The organism is Baekduia alba (assembly GCF_028416635.1).
GTDB lineage: Bacteria > Actinomycetota > Thermoleophilia > Solirubrobacterales > Solirubrobacteraceae > Baekduia > Baekduia alba.
Window position 1 is genome coordinate 4132985 of the sequence record NZ_CP114013.1, and the last position, 18824, is coordinate 4151808.

Sequence of the window (18824 nt, forward strand, 5' to 3'; positions counted from 1 at the left end):
GGGTTGTGACTCGTCGTGGCGATGAGACCCGCCGGCGTCTCCTGGAGGCGGCCGCTGCGGAGTTCGCAGCCAACGGCATCGCCGGCACCAAGATGGAGGCGATTGCTCGCTCGGCGCAGGCCAACAAGGAGCGCCTCTACGGCAACTTCGGCAGCAAGGATGCGCTTTTTGCCGAGGTTCTCCGTGGGCGCATGGGCGACCTTGCGGCCGCTGTCGAGCTCGATCCCAACGCGGTGCCGGAGTACCTGGGCCGCATCTTCGATTTCCATGCGGAGCACCCCCAGTTGATCAGACTGCTTCACTGGGAGGGCCTGCAGACAGCGCCGCCTTGGGCAGAGCAGAACCTGCGGACCGCGCACTACGCCGAGAAGGCCCGCGCCGTGGGGGAGGGATCGGGTGACGAGGATCCGGCCGCGTTACTGGTCGGTCTCTTGGCCCTGGCGACGTGGTGGTTCGTCGTGCCGCAGATCGTTGAGATGACGCTCGGAGAGGACCCCGCCACGCCAGAGAGCCGCGCTCGTCAGCGCGCCACGGTCGTTCGACTGGCCGAGCGGATGGTGGCGAGCAGCCGCGCACCTTCCCGCGTTAGTGGAGGGCTTCGCCCCGGCCGGTGACCATGCAGCGCCTCGCGCCTCAGCAGCGCGAGCGGCCAGGTGAGGCGACGTTGTTCCACGTGAACTCGTAGTGCACGAGATCACGGTGCTCGGCACCGCAGCGAAAGCCGGCGCGGCCCGAGCACCGCGCGGCCCGTCCCAGTCCGCGGCCGACCGCCGCGGATACTCGTCGCGATCAAAGCCCGACTTGGTCGCCACGCCCTCCAGGAGCCGCGCGCGGCGCTCGCTCGCACCCTTGCGATTCAGGACCAGGGTGCCCGGCCAGCCCGTGCGCGACGCGCGCAGGAAGTGCTTGCCCATGTTGGGGTACTTGGTATTGGAGAAGGTGATGTTCTGCACCCTCGACGGCCTGGTGCAGCCAGACGGCTGGTCGGGACCGGTGCTACTCGCGGCGTCGTCGGGCGTGATCCGAACCGTCGCACTGGACAGGCGCTTACGGGCGCTGACCTTGATTTTCATCGAGACCGTCGCGCCTCGCGCACGGCCGCCCTCGGGCTCGGAGCCGAGACCTTCACCGCCGGCAGCGGCTGGTGATGCTCGGCCGAGGCCGGGCTCGGCGCTGGCAAGCCCCACCACCAGCGCTCCCAACACGACCATTGGCCGACGCGTACAACTTCCTCTGTTCCGGCGCTTATCCCACGAGCACCGTAGCTGATCACCGGTGCTGAGCAAGTGGCAGGCGCCGATCCCGGGACCCAGGCCCACCCGCCCGCAGCGCTTCGCCAGCCGATCCGGGGTCCGGTCAACCGCGCGTCCGATGCGCGCCATTGAGAGCCGCCCGCGTCGACGCGGCGAGCGCCCTGACCCATCCTCCGGGGCCGCGACGGCTGGTCGCGATTCGGTCGGGCGATCGTCGTGTGGGCTCAACGCACGCGCACCGGCGTTCCGGGCGCAAGGCGCGCGGCGAGCCAGGCGATCAGCTTGTCGTCCATGCGGATGCATCCGTGTGAGCTGGCCGATCCGAGTGGGTCGTTCAGCAGGGGGCCGGCGCGGCCGTGCAGCGCGACGCGGCCGGGGCCGCCGCCGTAGTTCAACAGGGTGTTGGAGTGCGCGGTGAGGTGCAGGGCCCAGGGGCCGAGCTCGGAGCCGGGCGGTTGGCGGACGCGCTCGTAGACGGCGAACAGCCCGGCGGGCGTCGGCGTCTGGTGCGTGCCGACGACGACCGGCCAGCTGCGGATCAGGCGGCCGTCCCGGTAGGCGAACACGCGACGCGTGCGGCGATCAACCTCGACGCGCCAGCGCATGCGCGACACCGCTACGCGCGCGGCAACCACCCAGCCCGCGCGCGCGTTGGGCCGGCTCGGGAGCTCGACCCGCAGCCACCGCCGGCCGGACGCGTCGTGGGCGACGCCGAGGACGAGGAGGTAGACCGAGCCGCCGTTCCACGCCGCGGTGGAGCTGATCGCGCCCCGGACTGGCGCGTCGGGGCGCGGCGCGCCGTGCACGGGTGTGGACGCGACGACCCGCGCGCGCCACGCCATGTGGGCGGTCGGGGCGGCGACGCGAGCGTCATCGGTCGCGATCGCCGGCGCAGATGCAGACGCCATCCCCAGCAGCGCTGCGAGCGCGACGCCCAGGCCGCCCGCAGCCCTAGCCCGTGACACCGCCGCCCCGGGCCGTCTTGACCTGCTGGGCGGCCGCCGTGACGGTCGCCGCGGCTCGCCGGCTGCCGGCGTTGCGCGCGGTCGCGGTCGCGACGTTGCGGACCGGTCCGCCCGTCGCGCTGCTGCTCAGGCGTGCCGTCAGGCGGAAGGCGCGGCCGTGCCCGGCGCGCAGCATCGCGATGGTCCAGCACGGCCGGCCGTCACGGAACTTCGCCCCTGGGGCGGAGATCGCGACCAGCCCCGACGGGAGCGTGTCGCAGACGACCACGCCCGCCGCCGCCTGGCGGCTGACGTTGGTCACGCGCAGGCGGTAGTGGACGCGCTGGCCGACCTGGACGGGCGAGCGCCGCGTCGTGGTCTTCACCAGGCGCAGACGGGCCCGCGGGGCGGTGACCGACGTCCCGGTCGAGGAGACGTTGTCGACCGGACGCGCGTCGGCGGCGGCCGAGAGCACGCTGGCGGTGTTGCGCACCGGCCCCGGCGCGATCGGCCGCGTGGTGACCGTCGCGCGCCGGGTCTCCCCAGCGGGGAGCGTCCCGACGGTGCACCGCACGACGGCGTCGACGGCCTTGCAGGTGCCGCCGGGCAACGATGCCGAGATGTACTCCAGGTTGGCGGGCAGCGTGTCGGTGACGACGACGCCGGTCGCCGTGGAGCCGCCCGCGTTGGTGACGTCGAGCGCGTAGCGCAGGGCGACGCCGAGCTGCGGCGCTTCGTTGCTCAGCACCTTCTTGCGCAGCGTCAGGTCGGCGTCCGAGCGGAGCTCCCGATTCGCCGCCGGCGCCCCGACGGTGGTCGTGGCGCTCGAGCGATCGTTCTCGGCGACCGGGTCGGGCTGGTCGCCGGCGATCGTGGCCGCGTTGGTCAGGACCGCGCCCTGGCGGTCGGCGGCGATCGTGCCCACCACCTGAATCTGCGCCGCGCCGCCGCTGGCCAGCCCGCCCAGCGCGCACGTGACCGTCGATCCGGTGGCCGTGCACGCGCCCTGGGTCGGCGTGGCGGAGACCAGCGTCACCCCGTCGGGCAGCGTGTCGGAGACCGTGACGCCGGTGGCGGCCGACGGGCCATGGTCGGTGGCGACGAGCGTCCACGCGATCTGCCCGCCCGCCGCCGCCACGGCGGGTCCGGTCTTGACGACGCCCAGGTCGGCCGAGGGCCCGACCAGCGTGCTCGCCGATGCCGTGTCGTCGGCCGGATGGTCGTCGCCCTGGTCGGAGACGACGGTCGCGGTGTTGACGAGCGTCTGATCAGCCAGCGCGACCGGCACGGTGGCGGTGATCGTGCGGTCGGCGTGGTCGCCGACGGCGAGCGCGCCGACGTCGCAGGTCACGACGCCCGTCGCCTCAGTGCAGCCGGCGTCGGCCGACGCGAACGCGGTGCCGGCGGGCAGCGGATCGACGATCTTCACGCCGGTCGCTGGATCGGGCCCGGCGTTGACGACCGAGACCGTCCAGGTCACCGAGCCGCCGGCCGCGACGGTCGCCGGCGCGGTCTTGACCAGCCGCAGGTCGGCGACCGGGCCGACGGTGACCGGGGCGCTGGCGCTGTTGGGATCGCCCCCGCCAACCGGCTCGTCCGTGGTCGTCGCGACCGTCGCCGTGTTCGTCCACGGGCCGTTGACGACGCCGGCGGCGACGACGGTGATCAGCGCGTCGGCGCCTACGGCCATGTCGCCCGGCGCGCAGGTGACGGTCGCGCCGGCGACGGCGCAGCCCGTGCCCGTCACCGAGACGACGGTCAGACCCGCGGGCATCGGATCGCTGAGCGTCACCGAGCGTGCGACCGACGGACCGGCGTTGTGCACCACCATGGTGAAGGTGGTCTGGCCGTTCTTGAGGATCGCCGACGGGCTGGCGGCCTTGGTCGCCGACACGTCGGCCAGCGCGGACGGCGACGCGTTAGACGTCGAGGTGTCGTTGCCGCCGACCGGATCGGTCGTTGTGGTGCTCACCGTCGCGGTGTTGGACAGCGGCGAGGCGACGACGCCGGGATCGACGGCGACGGTGATGTCGTAGGTGTGGTCGAAGCCGGCCGCGACCGTCCCCAGCGCGCAGGTCACGGTGCCCGCCGTCGCGGTGCACGGCGCGTCGGCCGAGACGAACGTGGTCCCGATCGGCAGCACGTCGCTGACCGAGGCCGACTGGGCGTCGGACGGGCCGAGGTTGCGGACGCGCAGGTGCCAGACGTAGTCGGTGCCAGCGGTGTAGTCCGCCGCGCCCGACTTGACCATCGACAGGTCGGCACGCGTGCTGACGTCCAGCGACCCGGTGTCGCTGACGGGCGTCGGCACCTCATCGGAGCTCGCCCGGCCGGTGTTGGTCAGCGTGGTCCCGTCGGCGACGTCATGGCCGACCGTGACCGGCACCGTCACGGTGACCGTCGAGCCGGCGGTCAGCGTCGCGACGGTCCAGTGGACGGTCGTCTCCCCAGCGCCCGGCCCGGAGGCGACCGACGCCTCGCTGAAGCCCGCGCCCGGCGACGCCGTGGCGTCGCCCGCGGCGTAGCTGAACCCCGCGGGCAGGACGTCGGCGACGTCGACGTTGCGCGCCGTCCCGTTGCCGTTGTTGGTGACCGCCAGCGAGAACGAAGACGTCGCGCCTGCGTTGACCGCGCCGTGGTCGGGCGTCTTGACGATCGCCAGGTCCGGGAGCTGCAGCGTGGCCGTGGCGGTGTCGGCCGGGCTGCCGTACGCGCCGTCGGCGTTGCCGGCGTTGCCCGCCTCGTCGGTGGCCGACGTCACCCGGGCGCTGTTGACGTTGGCGTTGGCCGCCGTGCCGGGCGTGGTCGCCGCGGCCGGCAGCGGCCGGGCGACGAACGTCACCGTCGCGGTGGCGCCGTGCGCCAGCGTCCCGACGTCCCAGTCCAGCTCGTCGCCGCCCGCGTCGGCGGTGATCGTGGGCTCCTGGGCCCCGCCCGGGGTGATCGTCGCCGAGTTGGCGCGGTAGGCCCAGTTGGGCGGCAGCGTGTCGGTGACGTGGACCGCGCTCGCGGCGGCCGTGCCCGACGTGTTGGTGACCGTCAGGCGCCAGGTGAAGTCCTGGCCGACCTCGGCCGTGCCGGTCTTCGCCCCGCCGGAGGCCCCGACGTTCTTGACGGTGGTGAACGTCGGGAAGTCCAGGACGACCTGGGTGGCGTCGCTGCCCCCGTCGGTGTAGTCCTTGTAGACCGTGCCCGGGTTGGCGGCCCGGGTCGCGCCCGGCACGGCGAAGTAGTGCGGGATCGCGGCGGTGTTGTCGATCGTCTGCGCGTCGTGCAGTCCGGCGGCCGCCACGAGGTCGGCGGTGTAGGTCAGCGTCACGCTCTCGCCCGCCGCGATCGGGCCGGCGATCTGCCACGTGATGTCGGGGTCGCCCGCCGTCCAGCCGTCGCTGACCGTGACGCCCGCGACCGTGGCGACGTTCACGCCGGTCAGCTCGGCGTCGGGCTGGTCGCCCACCGTCACGTCATAGGCCGGGGCGTCGCCCGTGTTCTTGACGACGACCTGGTAGGTCAACCCGCTGTCGGACTGCGCCGTGGCCGGGCCGTCGACGAACGCGCCGCCGCCGACCTTGACCTTCTTGTCGATCGTCAGCTTCGGCTCGATGACGGTCACCGGCGCCGTCGCGACGGTGGAGGTGTCGTCGAAGCCGGTCGGGATGGTGGCCGCGTCGAACGCGCCGACGTTGTTGGTGCGGTTGGTCGCCACCGTGGCCGAGTTGGTCGGCGTCTGGCCGGCGAGGACCGCCGCGCCGCCGGTGCGGTGCGTGGCGCGCACGTGCGCGGTGTAGGTGAGCTCGATGACCTGCGGGGTCGCCAGCGGAGAGGCGAAGTCGCCGAGGTCCCAGGCGATCCGCGTCGTCCCGGAGACGACCGGGGTGTAGTGGTTGACCGGGTTGACCAGCGGGCAGCCGCTGATGCACGTCTCGGTGCCGTAGGCGTCGAAGTCCAGGCTGTCGGGCAGCACGTCGACCGCCGTCACGTCGAACAGCGCCAGGCTCGACGGGATGGTGACGCGCAAGGTGTAGGTGATCGGCGCGCCGATGGTCGCCGTGGTCGGGCTGGCCGCCTTGGTGATCGTCGCGCCGACCAGCGTGATCGTGTCGCTCGTGACCGCCGAGTAGCCGGCGCCGGTCGTGCGCTCGCCGTCGGCGTCGGCGGGCGCGCCGAGGCTCGTGGCGGTGGTAGTGACGGTGTTGACCTTGGTCGCGCCGCCGACGCCGGGGTCGTCGACCTTCACGCGGTAGGTGAAGCTCGTGCTCGCGCCGGGGGCGAGCGTGCCGATCGCCTTGGTGATCGTGCGCGTGGCGGCATGCCACGTCGCGCCGCCGGTGATGGGCAGGACGTTGCCGTCGGCCACCGGGGCGTTGCCCGGCGCGGGGTTGATCGGCGTCAGGCCGGCGGGGACGACGTCGGTGAGAACGAGGTCGTGGGCGGTCGAGACGCGGCCGGGCGCCGTCGGGTTGGTCGTCGTGACCGTGTAGCTGATGATGTCGCCTGGCGCGGCGCGCGCCGGGTTCTTGTCGTCGGTCTTGGTCTGGGCGAGCAGCGGCTCGACGATCTGCGTCGTCAGCGTGGCCGACGTGCGCGACTGCGCGCCGCCGACCGGATCGGTCCAGCCCAACGTCGCCTGGTTGGTGAGGTTGCCGGACGTCCGGGTGTTGGCCGCGACGTCGGCGACCTTCGTGCGGAACGTCAGCACGACCACGTCGTCGCCCGAGCCCGTGGCGTTGGCGTAGTCGGTGGGGAACACGACCCGCGGCGTCGCGCCGCTGGTGTCCAGCGTGAACGTGCCGGGCAGCGCGACGCCGTTGAGCGTCGCGGCGGCCGAGCCGCCGACATAGGGCTGGCGCGTCGCGCTGTCGACCGCGTCGGTCAGCTGCGCGGTGCCGTGCAGCGTCGTTCCCGCCGGGACGGTCGCCGTCAACGTGTAGGTGATCTCTTCGCCGATCGTCGCCTGGGCGTTCGTGTTGCCGCTCTCAGTGATTTCGGTGTCGCGCGCCTTGACGACGCCGGCGTCCGCGGTGTGGACGTCGCTGGTGTCGTCGGCGGCCGGCGCGTTGGGCGTGGCCGGGTTGCTCGGGTCGATGTTGCCGGCGGGCGTGTAGATGTAGGTCCCGCCGAGGTTCGTGGCGCCCTCGTACTGGCGCACGCCCGCGTGGTTGAGCAGCGTGCGGCCGGGGCCGACGTCGGTGGGCACCGTCAACGTGTAGGTCAACGTCGTGGTCGCGCCGGCGGCGAGCGTGGGCAGCGTCCACCGGACCTGGTCGTTGGCGACGCCGCCGTCCACGCACGTGCCACCGTCGCTGATCGGCCCCGGCGCCAGCGGGCACTGGTAGTCGACGGGCAGGATGTCGCGCACCTCGACGCCGGTTGCGTCCTGCGCGCCGGAGTTCGTGATGTCCACCCGGTAGGTGACCTCGTCGCCGCCCTGGACTGCGATGTTGTCGTTGTCGGGTCCCAGCGGGCCGACGACCGTGCTGCCGCCGCGGACGACCGTCGCGACCCCCTTGGTCAGCCCGACCTCGGGCGTGTCGAGGACGTAGTCGGCCTGGTCGCGCAGCGAGGTGGAGACGCCGGGCGTGTCGGTGGAGGAGAACTTCAGCAGGTTGCCGGTGATGTCACCGGTCGCCGGGGTTCCGGGCGGCCGCGCGACCGTCGAGAACACGCGCGAGAAGACCTTGTTGCCCGACGGGACGCTGCTGCCGGTGACCGTCCAGCGCAGGACCTTGTCGGCGGCCGCGGCGCTGTCGTCCAGCGTGGAGGTAACGTTGTGGCCCGGACCTGCCGCCTCGCTACCTGCCTCGTAGTCCGCGCTCGCGGGCAGGAAGTCGGCCAGCGCCTGCGGCGTCGTGTCCACCGCCGAGGGGAACTTGACCTGCACCCACCAGCAGACGCGATCGCCCGGGTGGTAGTGCGGGACCGTGTCGACGTAGGTCGCCACCGAGCAGTCGGTCCCCGCTGCGGCGACCTTCTTGTCGATGACCGGATCGGTGGCGGTCTGCGCCGCGTCGCTGACGTCGTCGATCGCGCTGCCGTCGGGCACGTCGTGATCGATCGCCGGTCCCGGCGTCGAGCAGTCGGCGGTCCCCGGCGAGGTGCAGCGGATGAACTGCGTGGCGTCGGTGCGGACCTTGTTGTCGGCGCTGTCGCGCGTGAGGATCGGGCCGGCCGACAGGAAGTTCGACTGGTAGTGCGCGCGGGTCCGGGTCGGGAAGGTGATGGTGAAGGAGTCGTTGACGCCCGTGTGCGCGAGGTGGGCCAGGACGCTCGCGTCCCAGGTCAGTGTCCAGGTGCCGTCGGCGTTCTCGTCGGCGGTCTTGTAGGGCGCGGAGGGCACGTTGCCGCCGGCGGGGTCGCACTCGCTGTCGGCCCCGTCGTTGCCGGAGGTCCGGTTGGTCGTGTCCAGCGGGCAGAGGCCGTCGGGCAGCGTGTCGGTGACGGTGGCGCCATCGACGTAGCGGTACTCCGAGCTGGCGAACTGCAGCGTCCACGTCGTGATCGCGCCCTGTTCGAGCGCCGCGGACGACGCGGTCTTGTGCACCAGCCAGTCCTCGGCCGTGCGGGTGATCGTCGAGTTGTCGGAGACCGGGACGGGCGTGCCGCCTTGATAGGAGCCGTTGGCACGCGCGAGGTTGGTCAGCGCGGTCTCGTCGGTGATCTCGGCGCCCGAGTTGTTGTCCAGGTTGGCGCCCTGCCCGCCCGACGCCGCCGTAGGGCGCGTCCCGGTGAACGTGGTGGTGTTGGCGCGCAGCGGCACCGCGGCGCGGTAGGGGAAGGACTTCGTCTGGCCGGGCGCGAGCGTGCCGACGTCCCAGACGACGTGGGTGTAGACGCCGGTGGACAGCGGGCCGGAGCCGTCGGGGTCCACGGACTCGGTGTCGACCGAGATCGGATCAACGCAGCCTCCCACCGAGGCGATCGCGATCGACCCAGAGCCCGGGTACTCCTGCGTGCTGCCGGGATTCGTCGGCGCATCGGTCGTGTGGTCGTCGGTGCCCGTGCCGCAGCCCAGGAACTCCAGCCCCGCCGGCAGGTAGTCGTCCAGCGTCGTGCCCGTCGTGGAGTGGACGGTGTTGTTCTCGACGCCGACCGTGTAGACGACCTGGTGGTCGTGCACGCCGCGCAAGATCTCGCCCTCGGCCGACGGCTCGTCCTTGGTCACCTTGATCGCGTTGATCGTCTCGGTGCCCGAGACCGGGCCGGCCGAGCCGGTCGCGCCGCCCGCCGGGGCGCCGGCGGCGTCGAACTTCGGCACGAACCGCGGGTCGGAGTTCACGAACGCCTGCGCGGTGACCGGGAAGGTCGAGCCGACGTCGTAGGACGCCTGCGAGTAGTTGAGGTCGAACGCGAGCGTCCGGCTCGAGTTCGGCGAGAGGTCCGAGACGTTGCTGAACAGCAGCGTGGTCTGCCCAGCGGCCGGCTGGTCGGCGATCACGTCCGGCGCGACCGCGGCGCCGCCCGAGTAGCTCACGCCCACCGGCAGGACGACCCGGTAGCTGAGGTTGTAACCGTAGGTCCCGGGCGGGTTGGTCGCTGTGACCGTCACCGGCACGGCTTCGCCGTACAGCACGCTGCGCGACGACACCGACGCCGAGATGTCGGGCGTGCCCGCGGCCTGGGCGGCGGCGGTAGGAACAGCAAAGAGGGCGAGCGCGAACAGCGCGCGGCCCAGGGCGCGAAGGCGGAAGGACATCAAAGGGGAGTTGTTTGGGGAGGGAGACGTTGGACGTTTCATCTGCGTGCGGGCCGAGTCAGCCACGCAAGACACCGGATTCCGTTCGCCACCTTACGCCCGGGACCTGCGTCCCGCGACGGTCGGTGTCTGATGTTGATCGGTGGAGGACATGCATCCATGCGCCGAACCACTCCAACAAGTGCCCGCCGCGGTCGACCTCGGTCCAGCGATCGACGCGCGCCGTGCGCTCCGCCCGGGGCCGCAACCTCGGCCTGGGGCTGCCGGGGCATCGGGCTGGGCCTGATCACCGGCGGGTTCGCGCTGCGGGCCGTGCTCGTCGATGCCGGCGGCGCTCGTCCAGCGTCCTCGTGCGTGAGGCGTTCTGGGCGGCCGAGGCCGTTCATCGGGCTCGAGGGAGCCGGCGTCACTGGAGCGGGCTCCGGCGCAGGAGCCGGCGTCGGGGTGGGGTTCGGCGTCGGAGAGGGGTTCGGCGCCGGGACGGGAGCGGGCGCCCGCATCGGAGGCGCCGTCGAGCATGGGCAGGGCAGGCTTTCGCAGTGGATCCCGTCGCCGTTGGCATTATCCGCCCAAGTGGCGTGTCCACCGATCTAACGGTCCGGCTGCTGCCGGCGTCGGCGCGAGCGACCCGCGTCCTCTTCATAAGCCACGCCGCCGTGCGCGTGTCCACGCCGGAAGCCGCGCCCAGCACGTCGCCCAGCGGGGTGACGGGCGCGGCTCGGGGACGGCTGCGTTTGCCTCAACTCGATAGCCGAACGTGGCGCGGCCTCGGCGTGATCTGATCTGCTCCTGCGCTCATTGTCCTGTCTCCGCCCGATCGTGAGGTCACGGCCATGTCCACGCCTGAAGGGAAGGCAACCGCCCCCAAGTCAGCTCACCCCCACGCTCTGAGGATCCTCTCGCGCAAGCCCCTGACCACGGGGCGGGCGGCGTGGATCATCGCGTGGGTCACCGTCTTGATGACGATCATCAGCGGGCTGCTGATCCACCTCACCGATAAGAAGAATTACCCTGAGATCGGTGACGGCTTGTGGTGGGCCATACAAACCGTCACGACCGTCGGCTACGGGGACCTCGTGCCCACGAGCACGACGGGACGGTTTATCGCCGCGCTGGTGATGGTTGTCGGGATCGGCTTCCTGACCGTCGTCACTGCCGCGATCACGTCAACGTTCGTCGAGTCCGCCCGGCGCCGCCTGCAGGCCACGAGAACCGACACCGTGTCCGCGAGGCTCGATCAGATCGGCACGCGTCTGGACGCGATCGAAGCGACGCTCAAGAACATCAGCGGGCACCGCGACGACGCTCCGCGATGAACCGCCGACCGGATCCCGGCGATCAGCCGGGCGCGAGTTCGGGCTGTGGGTCGCGCTTTGCTTCGCGTGCGCCCAGAGCGTGGACGACGGCCAGGCCGACGACGAGCAGGCCGACACCGACGAGGATCTCAACGCCGCGTTCCTCGGCCTCGAAGCCGACCTGGCCGGGTGCGGACAGCAGGAGCACGAGCGAGAAGGTGTAGAGGCCATACATCAGCCAGTAGGTCTTCTTGGCCTGCGTGAGCGCGATGATGAAGGCGATGACGCCGATCGTGGTGAGGACGGCTTGAGGCGGCGAGATGATGGCGATCGGGACGGCTGCGGCGATTCCGAGCGCGGTGCCGAGCGCCTTGCCGCGGATGCGGTCGCGTTTGCCCATGATGATGTACAGGACCAGGATGAGCACCGGCTCGGGAACCCAGTAGGGCTCGGTCCAGCCCAGCGCCACGCCGATCGCGGCGGTGGCACCGAGAACGAGTCCGAACATGCCCGCCACCCCGGCGGCGACGCGCGGGGCAAGGTGATCGCCGTCCACGATCCTTGGAGCGCCGAACCGGTGCGCGAGGACGACGCCGTAGAGCGACGCGATCGCGAGGATCACGCCGTAGATCACGGCGTCGGTCACCGTGGAGACGGGCGTGACGAACGTGGCGGCATAGGGGACCATCAGCAGCGCGGCAAACCACCCGAACCTGATCCCGGCGCCGGCAATGACACCCGCGGCGGCCAGCAGAGCCACCCACCACCAGTCATAGGCGGTATACGCCCCGAGCCCTCCCGCTACTCCGAGTGCCGGGGCGACGTACAGCATGCGGTGGGTGCCGCCGAGTTTCGCTCCGACGGCGCCGAGCAGCACCCCGGTGAACATCGCCGAGACCCCGAGTTCCCCGACGAACGCGCCGATCACCAGCGCGGGCAGGACGAGCACCACCACGACAGCGCCAACGATGTGCAGCACTCGCCGCGCGCCGGACGGCTTAGGTTCGGCACCTGCGGCGTCCGCTTCGATCGCCACGGGGCGCGGCGCGCCACTGTGCTTAACCGAGCTCACTCGCGAGCCTCCAGATCTTCGTCCGAGCCAACTCGACCACGCCACCCCCATCGACGGCATCATCCGATCTGGATGAGACGGCCGCCAACCACTTGATCGCAGCGTCGTCGAGCACTGCTGCTATCGCCTGGAGGCGAGCGGCAGGCGGCCTTCGCGACTCAGCTACGCGCAGCTTCTCAGCCTCGGGACCGACGGCTCGGAGCCGTACGTCGCGATGGTTGGCCGGCCCGCTGTCACGGCGTACCAGGCCGGCGGCCACGCGCCGGCGAATCACGCCGGTGGTCCCGCTCGCGCTGATCTGCAGCGCCCGGGCCAGCTCGCCGGGTCGCATCGAGCCGCTGCGTTTGACCAATCCCAACGCGCGCAGGTCGGTGGGCGTGAGGGCGCGCGCACGCCCGAGCGCGGCCATGTGGCGCACCGCGGACTCGACCAAGCGAGCAAGGCCATCGGCGAGGACCCGATCGACGTCCCCGCCCAGGTCGGTCACGCCGACCCGACCGTCAAGTCATCGCTCAACTCCCGGGCGGTGCGTATGACGAGACGCGCGACGTGGTCGTCGACCTCGATGCCGGAGGCCTGCAGGGCAGCCACGGTCTCGCCGCTCTCGACGATCGGCGCCGCCACACTGCAGCCGTCCGCCACCGCCTCGCCGGCGTCGGCCGCGTAGCCGTCGGCGCGGACCATCTCGAGTTCACGGCGCAGGGCAAGCGGGTCGGTGATTGTGCGATCGGTCCGTCGCTCGAGCGGTGCGGAGAGGACGCTGTCGCACCAGCGATCGCGCCAGGCCAGCAGCACCTTCCCACCCGCGCAGCAGTGCACAGGAACGACCTCCTGCACCGCCGGCCCAGCCACCTCGCCCTCGGCGTCGCAGCGCAGGACGCAGACCACCGACTGGTAGCTCGGCATCACCAGCTCGGCGACCACGCCGGTCCGCTCGTGCGCCAGCGCGACATAGGGTCTCGCGCGCCGCACGAGCGTCGAGTTGTTCAGCACCTGCCCGGCCAGCGCCACCATCCGCATCGTCGGCCGGTAGCGCCGCCGGTGATCCTCGCCGCGCACCAGGTACTCCTCCTCGACCAGCTGCTCGAGCACGCGTCGGGCCGTGCGCGGATGCGCGCCAAGCGCCTCGGCCAGCTGGGCGCCGACAGCGACTCGTAGGCCAACAACTCGAGCACCCGCATCGTGCGCGCGACATGCCACGCCTCCACGTCTAACCCACCGACCGCGCGCGCCCGGCGACGCGATCCCGCTCGCCGCGACTAGGTGTGTTGTGCATGGACTTGCGGGATGTAGGTGACGGTGATGCCCAGCGACACGGTGAACTCGTGCCAAAAGGTGTCCTTGGCGACCATCAGAGCGATCTCGTACAACTCGTCCAACGAGCGCCCTTCGAGGTTGGTCTCAAACGTGACGCTGTGCTGGGTGAGCTGGTCGTCGCCGCCCTCCAGATTGGAGAACGTGATGTGGACGCAGACGCGCATCTCGACGTCGTCCTCGTCCTCCTCGCGCCCGGTCACTGCGGGCGCAGCAGCCGGGCGGCGCGCAGGCCTGCGTGGCTGGCAAAGACGAACTCGCCGAGCCGATGCACCAACCCGTCGCCGACCAGGATCTTGACCGCCTTCTCCAACAGGAACCGCTCCTGCCGTGGGTCTTGGTCGGGGCTGGCCAGCAGCCGGTCCAGCTCGTCGATCGAGTAGAGCGCCGGGTGATGCTCGACCAGGAAGTCGAGCAGGTAGCCGGCGGGGCCGCCCTCGGTGGCGTTGTCGCGCTCAGCCATGTCGACGCACCCCCGCGGGCGATGGCCGCGGCCAGTCGGGCGCGCGGCGATCTCGCGTCTCGATACGGTCCGAGATGTCCGTGGAGTTGACGCTCCTTGGGCCATGCCCCCGGCCGTTCGCTCGGCGCGGGGGCGCTATTTCACCGGCACCACCAAGCGGCAGACCCGGCCTCATTTGAGGCCGCCTGTCCGCAACGGTGGTACGCCGCGGGCAGGCGGGCGGGCCACGCTAGCTCTGCCCCCGAGAAAGGGGAAGCGAGCCCGGCGGACGGATTTTTGCCAGGTACTGGCGCCCAGGCACTGGAACGCCGCGAGTGCCTGGAACCCCGACAATCGCCGGTAATCCGCGGCAATCCGCCGCGACTCGACCGGTGACGAGCACCCCGGAAAGCCCTGCAAATAGCGATTTCTGAGCGCGCAGGCTTCTTGCATCGCACCCAGGAGGTCTCGGACCTCCGATAAGCATCGATTTGCAGGAGTTTTTCGCTCCGTATCAGGCGACCTCCTGGACGTCGCCCAAGGAGCTCACGGTGGCATGTCGAGCCCGTCGCAGGGCTGTCCGACGTGGCGTCATCTGCGCCTCGCGCGGACGCGGTGACGCGGGGCCACGGAGGCGGCGGCGGCCGGGTCCCCTTCTGGGGCCTGGCCGCCGCTACAGCAACGCCGAATCCGGGCGGACCCATCCCGATCGACGGCGATATCGCCGAATAAGGCACGAGTGCCTCAACCGCGCGCCGCCGCTAGGCCATTCTGAACGATCTCTGAAACGAAGAAACCCCGCGACGTGCGGGGCTTCTCGACGAGGGTGAGCGAGGGGACTCGAACCCCCGACCGCCTGGACCACAAGCAGGAGCTCGACAGCACGCGAAGCGCCCACTTGCCGAGCATTCGCGTCACCGCATGCCGTTCTCACGGGCCGCGATAGCCACGGATCACGGTCGATTCTGGGCGGTTCAGGCACTCCTGGCGCTCAAGTGCCTGGACGATCGTGGTCCTCACGCAGGCCCAGCGTCGCCATCCGCCGCTCGCCCCACGCAGCCAGGGGGCCGAGCGCGCCGCTGAGCGCCTCACCCGGCTCGGTCAGGGCGTACTCGACGCGGGGCGGGACCTCGTCATGGTCTGTGCGGTCCACGATCCCGTCGCTCTCGAGCTCACGCAGATGCTGACTCAGCATCTTGTCGCTGATGCCCGGGATCGCGCGCCTGAGCTCTCCGAAGCGATGCACGCGCTCGGCGAGCGCCCACAGGATCAGTGCCTTCCACTTGCCCCCGACGACGTCCATGGCGGCGTCGAGGCCGCAGCTGTAGGGCGGGTTTCGCATGCTCCGCCTCCAGGCGTCGGAACCAGTACCAGCACGCACCTTATGCCACAGGCGCCGCGTTGCGCATCAGATCCAAGCAGACGTGAAGGTGGCCGATCAGCCCGTCGCTCAAGCCCTGCGCGCGGGTCGCCTCGATCATGTTCTCCAGAGCGACCGCCTGCATCTGCGGGTTGAACTCCGGCGCCACCTCACCTCGTGCGTTCACGTTCATGGGCACGAAGGGCAACATCTGCTCCATCCACGGGAGCAGCAGGTCGGACATGAACGGGTCGATCTCGCCGTCGCCCGAGGCGACCATCGCGATCGCCTGCTGTGCGCCGGCGAACATCCCGTACATCCCTCCGAGCAGCGCCATGTCGTACAGCGACGCGAGGCCGGCGTCCTCACCGACGTGGATCGACCTGCCGAACGCGGCGAGCGCGGGCTCCACGCGTCGAAAGACGTCCGTCGCGCCGCTGCAGAGGATGAACGCGCCCAGCTGTCCAATGGTCGGCGGCACCGCCATGATCCCACCGTGGACGTAGTCCACGCCACGCGCGCGCATCCACCCTTCCTGCGCGCGGGCATGTGCCGGCAGCCCGTTGGTGACGTTCACGATCGTCGTGCCGCGCAGCTCGCTGCCGAGCGGCTCCAAGACCGCGCGCACGGCAGCGTCGTCGAGGAGGCACACGATCGCGACGTCGCTGTCGGCGATCGCCGCCGACGCCGTCTCGGCCAGCGGCGCACCACGCGCCGTCAGCATCGTGGCCTTGTCGGCACTGCGGTTCCACACCGTCGTCGGATGTCCCGCCGACAGCAGTGCGCCGGCGAGCGCCTGGCCCATCGCGCCGAGGCCGAGGACGGCGACACGTGGCTGGTCACTCTCAAGGGAGGTCAGTTCAGCAGACATGCGCCTACGGTTACCGATCGCATCGACAAGTACAAGAACTGACTTCATGGTCAGTGCTTACCAAAAGGTAAGAGCCTGCTGCACCATGTCGGAACGTGACCTTGGTGATCGGCGACGGGCTCGTGCAAGCCCTGATCATCGACGACGACCCAACCCCGCGCCGCCGCGATCACCTCGCTCCTGCGCTCGGCCCGCGGTGACCGCATCGATGCCGCCACGACGTTGACCGACGCGATCGTACGCGCTTGCCTACCGATCGCCCGGAAGCAGCCGGTAGGGTGAGGCCTCTGCGCCGCACGGGTCGGTGTGGCCGCTGGGGGCGACATGATGTCGGCGTGCCGCTTCTGGCGGTTGATGCCTGCGTGTTTTGCGGCGATGGTTGGAGGTGAAGAGCCAGCCATCACGGCGGCAGTGCGTTGGTTGCTGGTGGTGTAGATCGCGCCGTAGGCCCAGCCGTCGAGCATGGTGCGGATGAAGCGTTCGGCTTTGCCGTTGTCTGGGGCCGGTAGGGGCGGGTGCGCAGGCTCCAGGCCCAGGCGGCCGTATCGGTTCTAGCCGCGCCACCGCAAAGACGCCGTGACCGAGCTTTCGGGAAGAGATGCTCGTGCCTGCTTCCGCAGGCAACCGGACGCAATCTGCGAGGCGTCCGGTTGCCCAAGGACACGCACTCGTGCAAGTTGACCTACATGTCGGCTCTATGCGAGCTCGCCGGCGTCGGCCCCCGCTAGTCGGCGGCCATGCACTACGGTCCTCGAGCAATGACATCGACTACACGTGATGTGGTCGCCTTCGCCCGCGACGTGGAGATCGTCGCGCCGCTGTGGCAGGGCTCCGGCGAGGCGGGGCTCGGCGCGGGATCGCGAGCGCTGGCCGAGTGGATCGTCGCCGAAGCCAGGCGGCTCACGGTGCCGGCGGATGAAGACGGCGACAGCGATGATGACGACGTGCGCGCCCTGTCGGCGGTCGCGGCCCATCTGGACGCCGTGCGCCGCACGCTTGGCCAGCTGGATCCGTCGCGCACGCTGACGCTGGGCGGCGACTGCACCGTGGAGGTCGCGCCCGTCAGCCATCTCGCGGCGCGCCACCCCGAGTTGCGCGTGCTGTGGATCGACGCGCACGCCGACCTCAACGACCCGGCCACGAGCCCCAGCGGCCTGGCCCACGGCATGCCGCTGCGCCTTCTGCTCGGCGACGGTCACCCCGACCTCCTCCCCGCCACCACGCTCTCGCCCGACCGCTGCGCTCTCGTAGGGGTCCGCGACATCGACCCGGCCGAGCGCGAGCTGATCACGCGGCGCGACATCGCGTGGTTCGCTGACCCTGCAAGCCACGAGGTCGCCACATGGCTGCCCGCCGGAGCGCCGGTCTACCTCCACCTCGACCTCGACGTCCTGGACCCAGCGATCTGGCCCGCGGTCGCCCTCCCGACCCCGCGCGGCTCGTCGGTGCAGGAGCTCGCTGCGCTCATCGCCGCCGTGCGCGAACGGGCCACGCTGGTCGGCATCGGCATCACCGAGTACCTCCCGCGCGCGCCGCACGACCTCGCCACCCTCGAACCGGTGTTCGCCGCACTGGGCCTGACGACGACCGGGTGAGCCCGCCGGTTCATGACCTCAGATGTCTCATCGATCTCCGGCCGAGCGCCCGGCAGGAGGCGTCGGTTGCCCCTCCTCGGCGGGGCTTGCGGGCCCATCAGCGCCCGGTCTCGAGGATCCAATCCATCGCAAGCGGACAGGCGTTGAGCACCGAGATGTGGCCGTCGCGCGGGCGCAACCAGAGCTCGGCGAACGGTAGGCCCGCGACGAGCTGATCCGCGTGGGACACGGGAACGACGCGGTCCTCGCCACCGTGCACGACGAGAACCGGCACGTCGATGTCCGCGAGCTCGAAACCCCATGGCTCGACGAAGGCGACATCGTCGTCAACCAGGCCATCGCTCCCAGCGGCGTTGGCAGCTTGGGCGTCCGCGCCGAGCGCGCGCCATCGGCCTCCCAACGGGCCGCGGTGAAGCTCTGCCCGTCGAAGGCGACTTTGCGCGCGAACTCCGCGCGGGCCGCGCGGCCTCCCGTCGCCGAGCGCAGACCGCCTGGCGCGTGCGTGCCTTGTACCACTCGGACATGGCCGGACCTCCTCACTCTTGAGGTCAGCCGGAGCCTTCTCTCCGGCCAGACAAACCCTCGCGAGGAGTGTCCGGCCACCACACATCACCGGTCAACCCCAAGCACTACCGGCCATAGGGTCTAGTCGTGCGAGTACAACCGAGGGTGTCCAGGACCGCGAAGGCATCTCGGAAATCGACGCCGCGGCCAGGAGATCGGACGGTGCGAGGTCGCGAGCCTCGTCGAAGGAACCGTGGTTGAAGTCCAAGTTGGGAAGCGTCTGAGCACGCAGCAGGCCACGCAGCCCCGCCTCGATCATCAGGACGAGCGAGATGTTGTCGTCGTTGCTCGATGCCGCGAGCGAGTCTCGGGACTCGATACGGTCCGAGTTGTCCATGGAGTTGACGCTCCTTGGGCCGACTGCGGTCAGCGGCTCCACGGAGACGAGGCCGACCGGTCCTCCAGAGGCCCCAGCCGCCGT

At 71.1% G+C, this 18824-nt stretch carries 14 protein-coding genes; 3 read left to right on the forward strand and 11 right to left on the reverse strand.

The annotated features are described in order from the left end of the window. Positions 1 to 5 precede the first annotated feature (5 nt). Positions 6 to 614: a TetR/AcrR family transcriptional regulator gene (locus DSM104299_RS20735; protein ID WP_272473562.1), complete on the forward strand. Its 609-nt coding sequence runs from the start codon at positions 6 to 8 to the stop codon at positions 612 to 614. Between the two features lie 863 nt (positions 615 to 1477). Here the strand turns inward: DSM104299_RS20735 and DSM104299_RS20740 are convergent. Next, positions 1478 to 2161, reverse strand: coding sequence for a L,D-transpeptidase (locus tag DSM104299_RS20740; RefSeq protein WP_272473563.1), 684 nt, complete (start codon positions 2159 to 2161; stop codon positions 1478 to 1480). 43 nt (positions 2162 to 2204) lie between these two features. Further along, on the reverse strand, positions 2205 to 9890 hold the full coding sequence (locus DSM104299_RS20745) for an isopeptide-forming domain-containing fimbrial protein (RefSeq protein ID WP_272473564.1): 7686 nt from the start codon (positions 9888 to 9890) through the stop codon (positions 2205 to 2207). 833 nt (positions 9891 to 10723) lie between these two features. Here DSM104299_RS20745 and DSM104299_RS20750 point away from each other — a divergent pair. Next, positions 10724 to 11206 (forward strand): potassium channel family protein, encoded by a 483-nt coding sequence (locus tag DSM104299_RS20750; protein WP_272473565.1) that lies wholly within the window; start codon positions 10724 to 10726, stop codon positions 11204 to 11206. A 22-nt stretch (positions 11207 to 11228) separates the two neighbouring features. Here DSM104299_RS20750 and DSM104299_RS20755 read toward each other — a convergent pair whose 3' ends face one another. The 7 genes from DSM104299_RS20755 to DSM104299_RS20785 form a co-directional block, all read right to left on the reverse strand. Continuing rightward, positions 11229 to 12221: an FUSC family protein gene (locus DSM104299_RS20755; RefSeq protein ID WP_272473566.1), complete on the reverse strand. Its 993-nt coding sequence runs from the start codon at positions 12219 to 12221 to the stop codon at positions 11229 to 11231. A gap of 22 nt (positions 12222 to 12243) precedes the next feature. After that, entirely contained in the window at positions 12244 to 12744 is a 501-nt protein-coding gene (locus DSM104299_RS20760; RefSeq protein WP_272473567.1) for a MarR family winged helix-turn-helix transcriptional regulator, read from the reverse strand. Next, the gene (locus DSM104299_RS20765) at positions 12741 to 13271 is read right to left on the reverse strand and encodes an IclR family transcriptional regulator (protein ID WP_272473568.1); all 531 of its coding nucleotides are present in this window, start codon (positions 13269 to 13271) and stop codon (positions 12741 to 12743) included. Before DSM104299_RS20765 ends, DSM104299_RS20760 begins: the two co-directional genes overlap by 4 nt. 245 nt (positions 13272 to 13516) lie before the next feature. Further along, complete coding sequence (locus tag DSM104299_RS20770; protein ID WP_272473569.1) at positions 13517 to 13774, reverse strand: hypothetical protein; 258 nt, start codon at positions 13772 to 13774, stop codon at positions 13517 to 13519. After that, positions 13771 to 14034: a hypothetical protein gene (locus DSM104299_RS20775; RefSeq protein WP_272473570.1), complete on the reverse strand. Its 264-nt coding sequence runs from the start codon at positions 14032 to 14034 to the stop codon at positions 13771 to 13773. Before DSM104299_RS20775 ends, DSM104299_RS20770 begins: the two co-directional genes overlap by 4 nt. A gap of 970 nt (positions 14035 to 15004) precedes the next feature. Continuing rightward, the gene (locus tag DSM104299_RS20780; RefSeq protein WP_272473571.1) at positions 15005 to 15355 is read right to left on the reverse strand and encodes a winged helix-turn-helix transcriptional regulator; all 351 of its coding nucleotides are present in this window, start codon (positions 15353 to 15355) and stop codon (positions 15005 to 15007) included. 40 nt (positions 15356 to 15395) lie between these two features. After that, a complete protein-coding gene (locus tag DSM104299_RS20785; protein ID WP_272473572.1) occupies positions 15396 to 16292 on the reverse strand; it encodes an NAD(P)-dependent oxidoreductase in 897 nt (298 codons plus the stop codon). Between the two features lie 710 nt (positions 16293 to 17002). On the opposite strand from DSM104299_RS20785, the gene DSM104299_RS20795 reads away from it, so the two are divergent. Next, positions 17003 to 17839 (forward strand): arginase family protein, encoded by an 837-nt coding sequence (locus tag DSM104299_RS20795; RefSeq protein ID WP_272473573.1) that lies wholly within the window; start codon positions 17003 to 17005, stop codon positions 17837 to 17839. Between the two features lie 97 nt (positions 17840 to 17936). On the opposite strand, the gene DSM104299_RS20800 is transcribed toward DSM104299_RS20795, so the two are convergent. Next, positions 17937 to 18239 (reverse strand): alpha/beta fold hydrolase, encoded by a 303-nt coding sequence (locus DSM104299_RS20800; RefSeq protein ID WP_272473574.1) that lies wholly within the window; start codon positions 18237 to 18239, stop codon positions 17937 to 17939. 216 nt (positions 18240 to 18455) lie between these two features. Beyond that, the gene (locus DSM104299_RS20805) at positions 18456 to 18740 is read right to left on the reverse strand and encodes a hypothetical protein (protein WP_272473575.1); all 285 of its coding nucleotides are present in this window, start codon (positions 18738 to 18740) and stop codon (positions 18456 to 18458) included. Positions 18741 to 18824 lie beyond the last annotated feature (84 nt).

What these genes read in the sequence shown, in the direction of transcription:
- DSM104299_RS20785 (WP_272473572.1), bottom strand. Translation starts at nt 16,292, where the DNA reads ATGAAGTCAGTTCTTGTACTTGTCGATGCGATCGGTAACCGTAGGCGC.
- DSM104299_RS20795 (WP_272473573.1), top strand. Translation starts at nt 17,003, where the DNA reads ATGACATCGACTACACGTGATGTGGTCGCCTTCGCCCGCGACGTGGAG.
- DSM104299_RS20740 (WP_272473563.1), bottom strand. Translation starts at nt 2,161, where the DNA reads ATGGCGTCTGCATCTGCGCCGGCGATCGCGACCGATGACGCTCGCGTC.
- DSM104299_RS20780 (WP_272473571.1), bottom strand. Translation starts at nt 15,355, where the DNA reads ATGCGAAACCCGCCCTACAGCTGCGGCCTCGACGCCGCCATGGACGTC.
- DSM104299_RS20745 (WP_272473564.1), bottom strand. Translation starts at nt 9,890, where the DNA reads ATGTCCTTCCGCCTTCGCGCCCTGGGCCGCGCGCTGTTCGCGCTCGCC.
- DSM104299_RS20750 (WP_272473565.1), top strand. Translation starts at nt 10,724, where the DNA reads ATGTCCACGCCTGAAGGGAAGGCAACCGCCCCCAAGTCAGCTCACCCC.
- DSM104299_RS20805 (WP_272473575.1), bottom strand. Translation starts at nt 18,740, where the DNA reads ATGGACAACTCGGACCGTATCGAGTCCCGAGACTCGCTCGCGGCATCG.
- DSM104299_RS20775 (WP_272473570.1), bottom strand. Translation starts at nt 14,034, where the DNA reads ATGGCTGAGCGCGACAACGCCACCGAGGGCGGCCCCGCCGGCTACCTG.
- DSM104299_RS20765 (WP_272473568.1), bottom strand. Translation starts at nt 13,271, where the DNA reads ATGGTGGCGCTGGCCGGGCAGGTGCTGAACAACTCGACGCTCGTGCGG.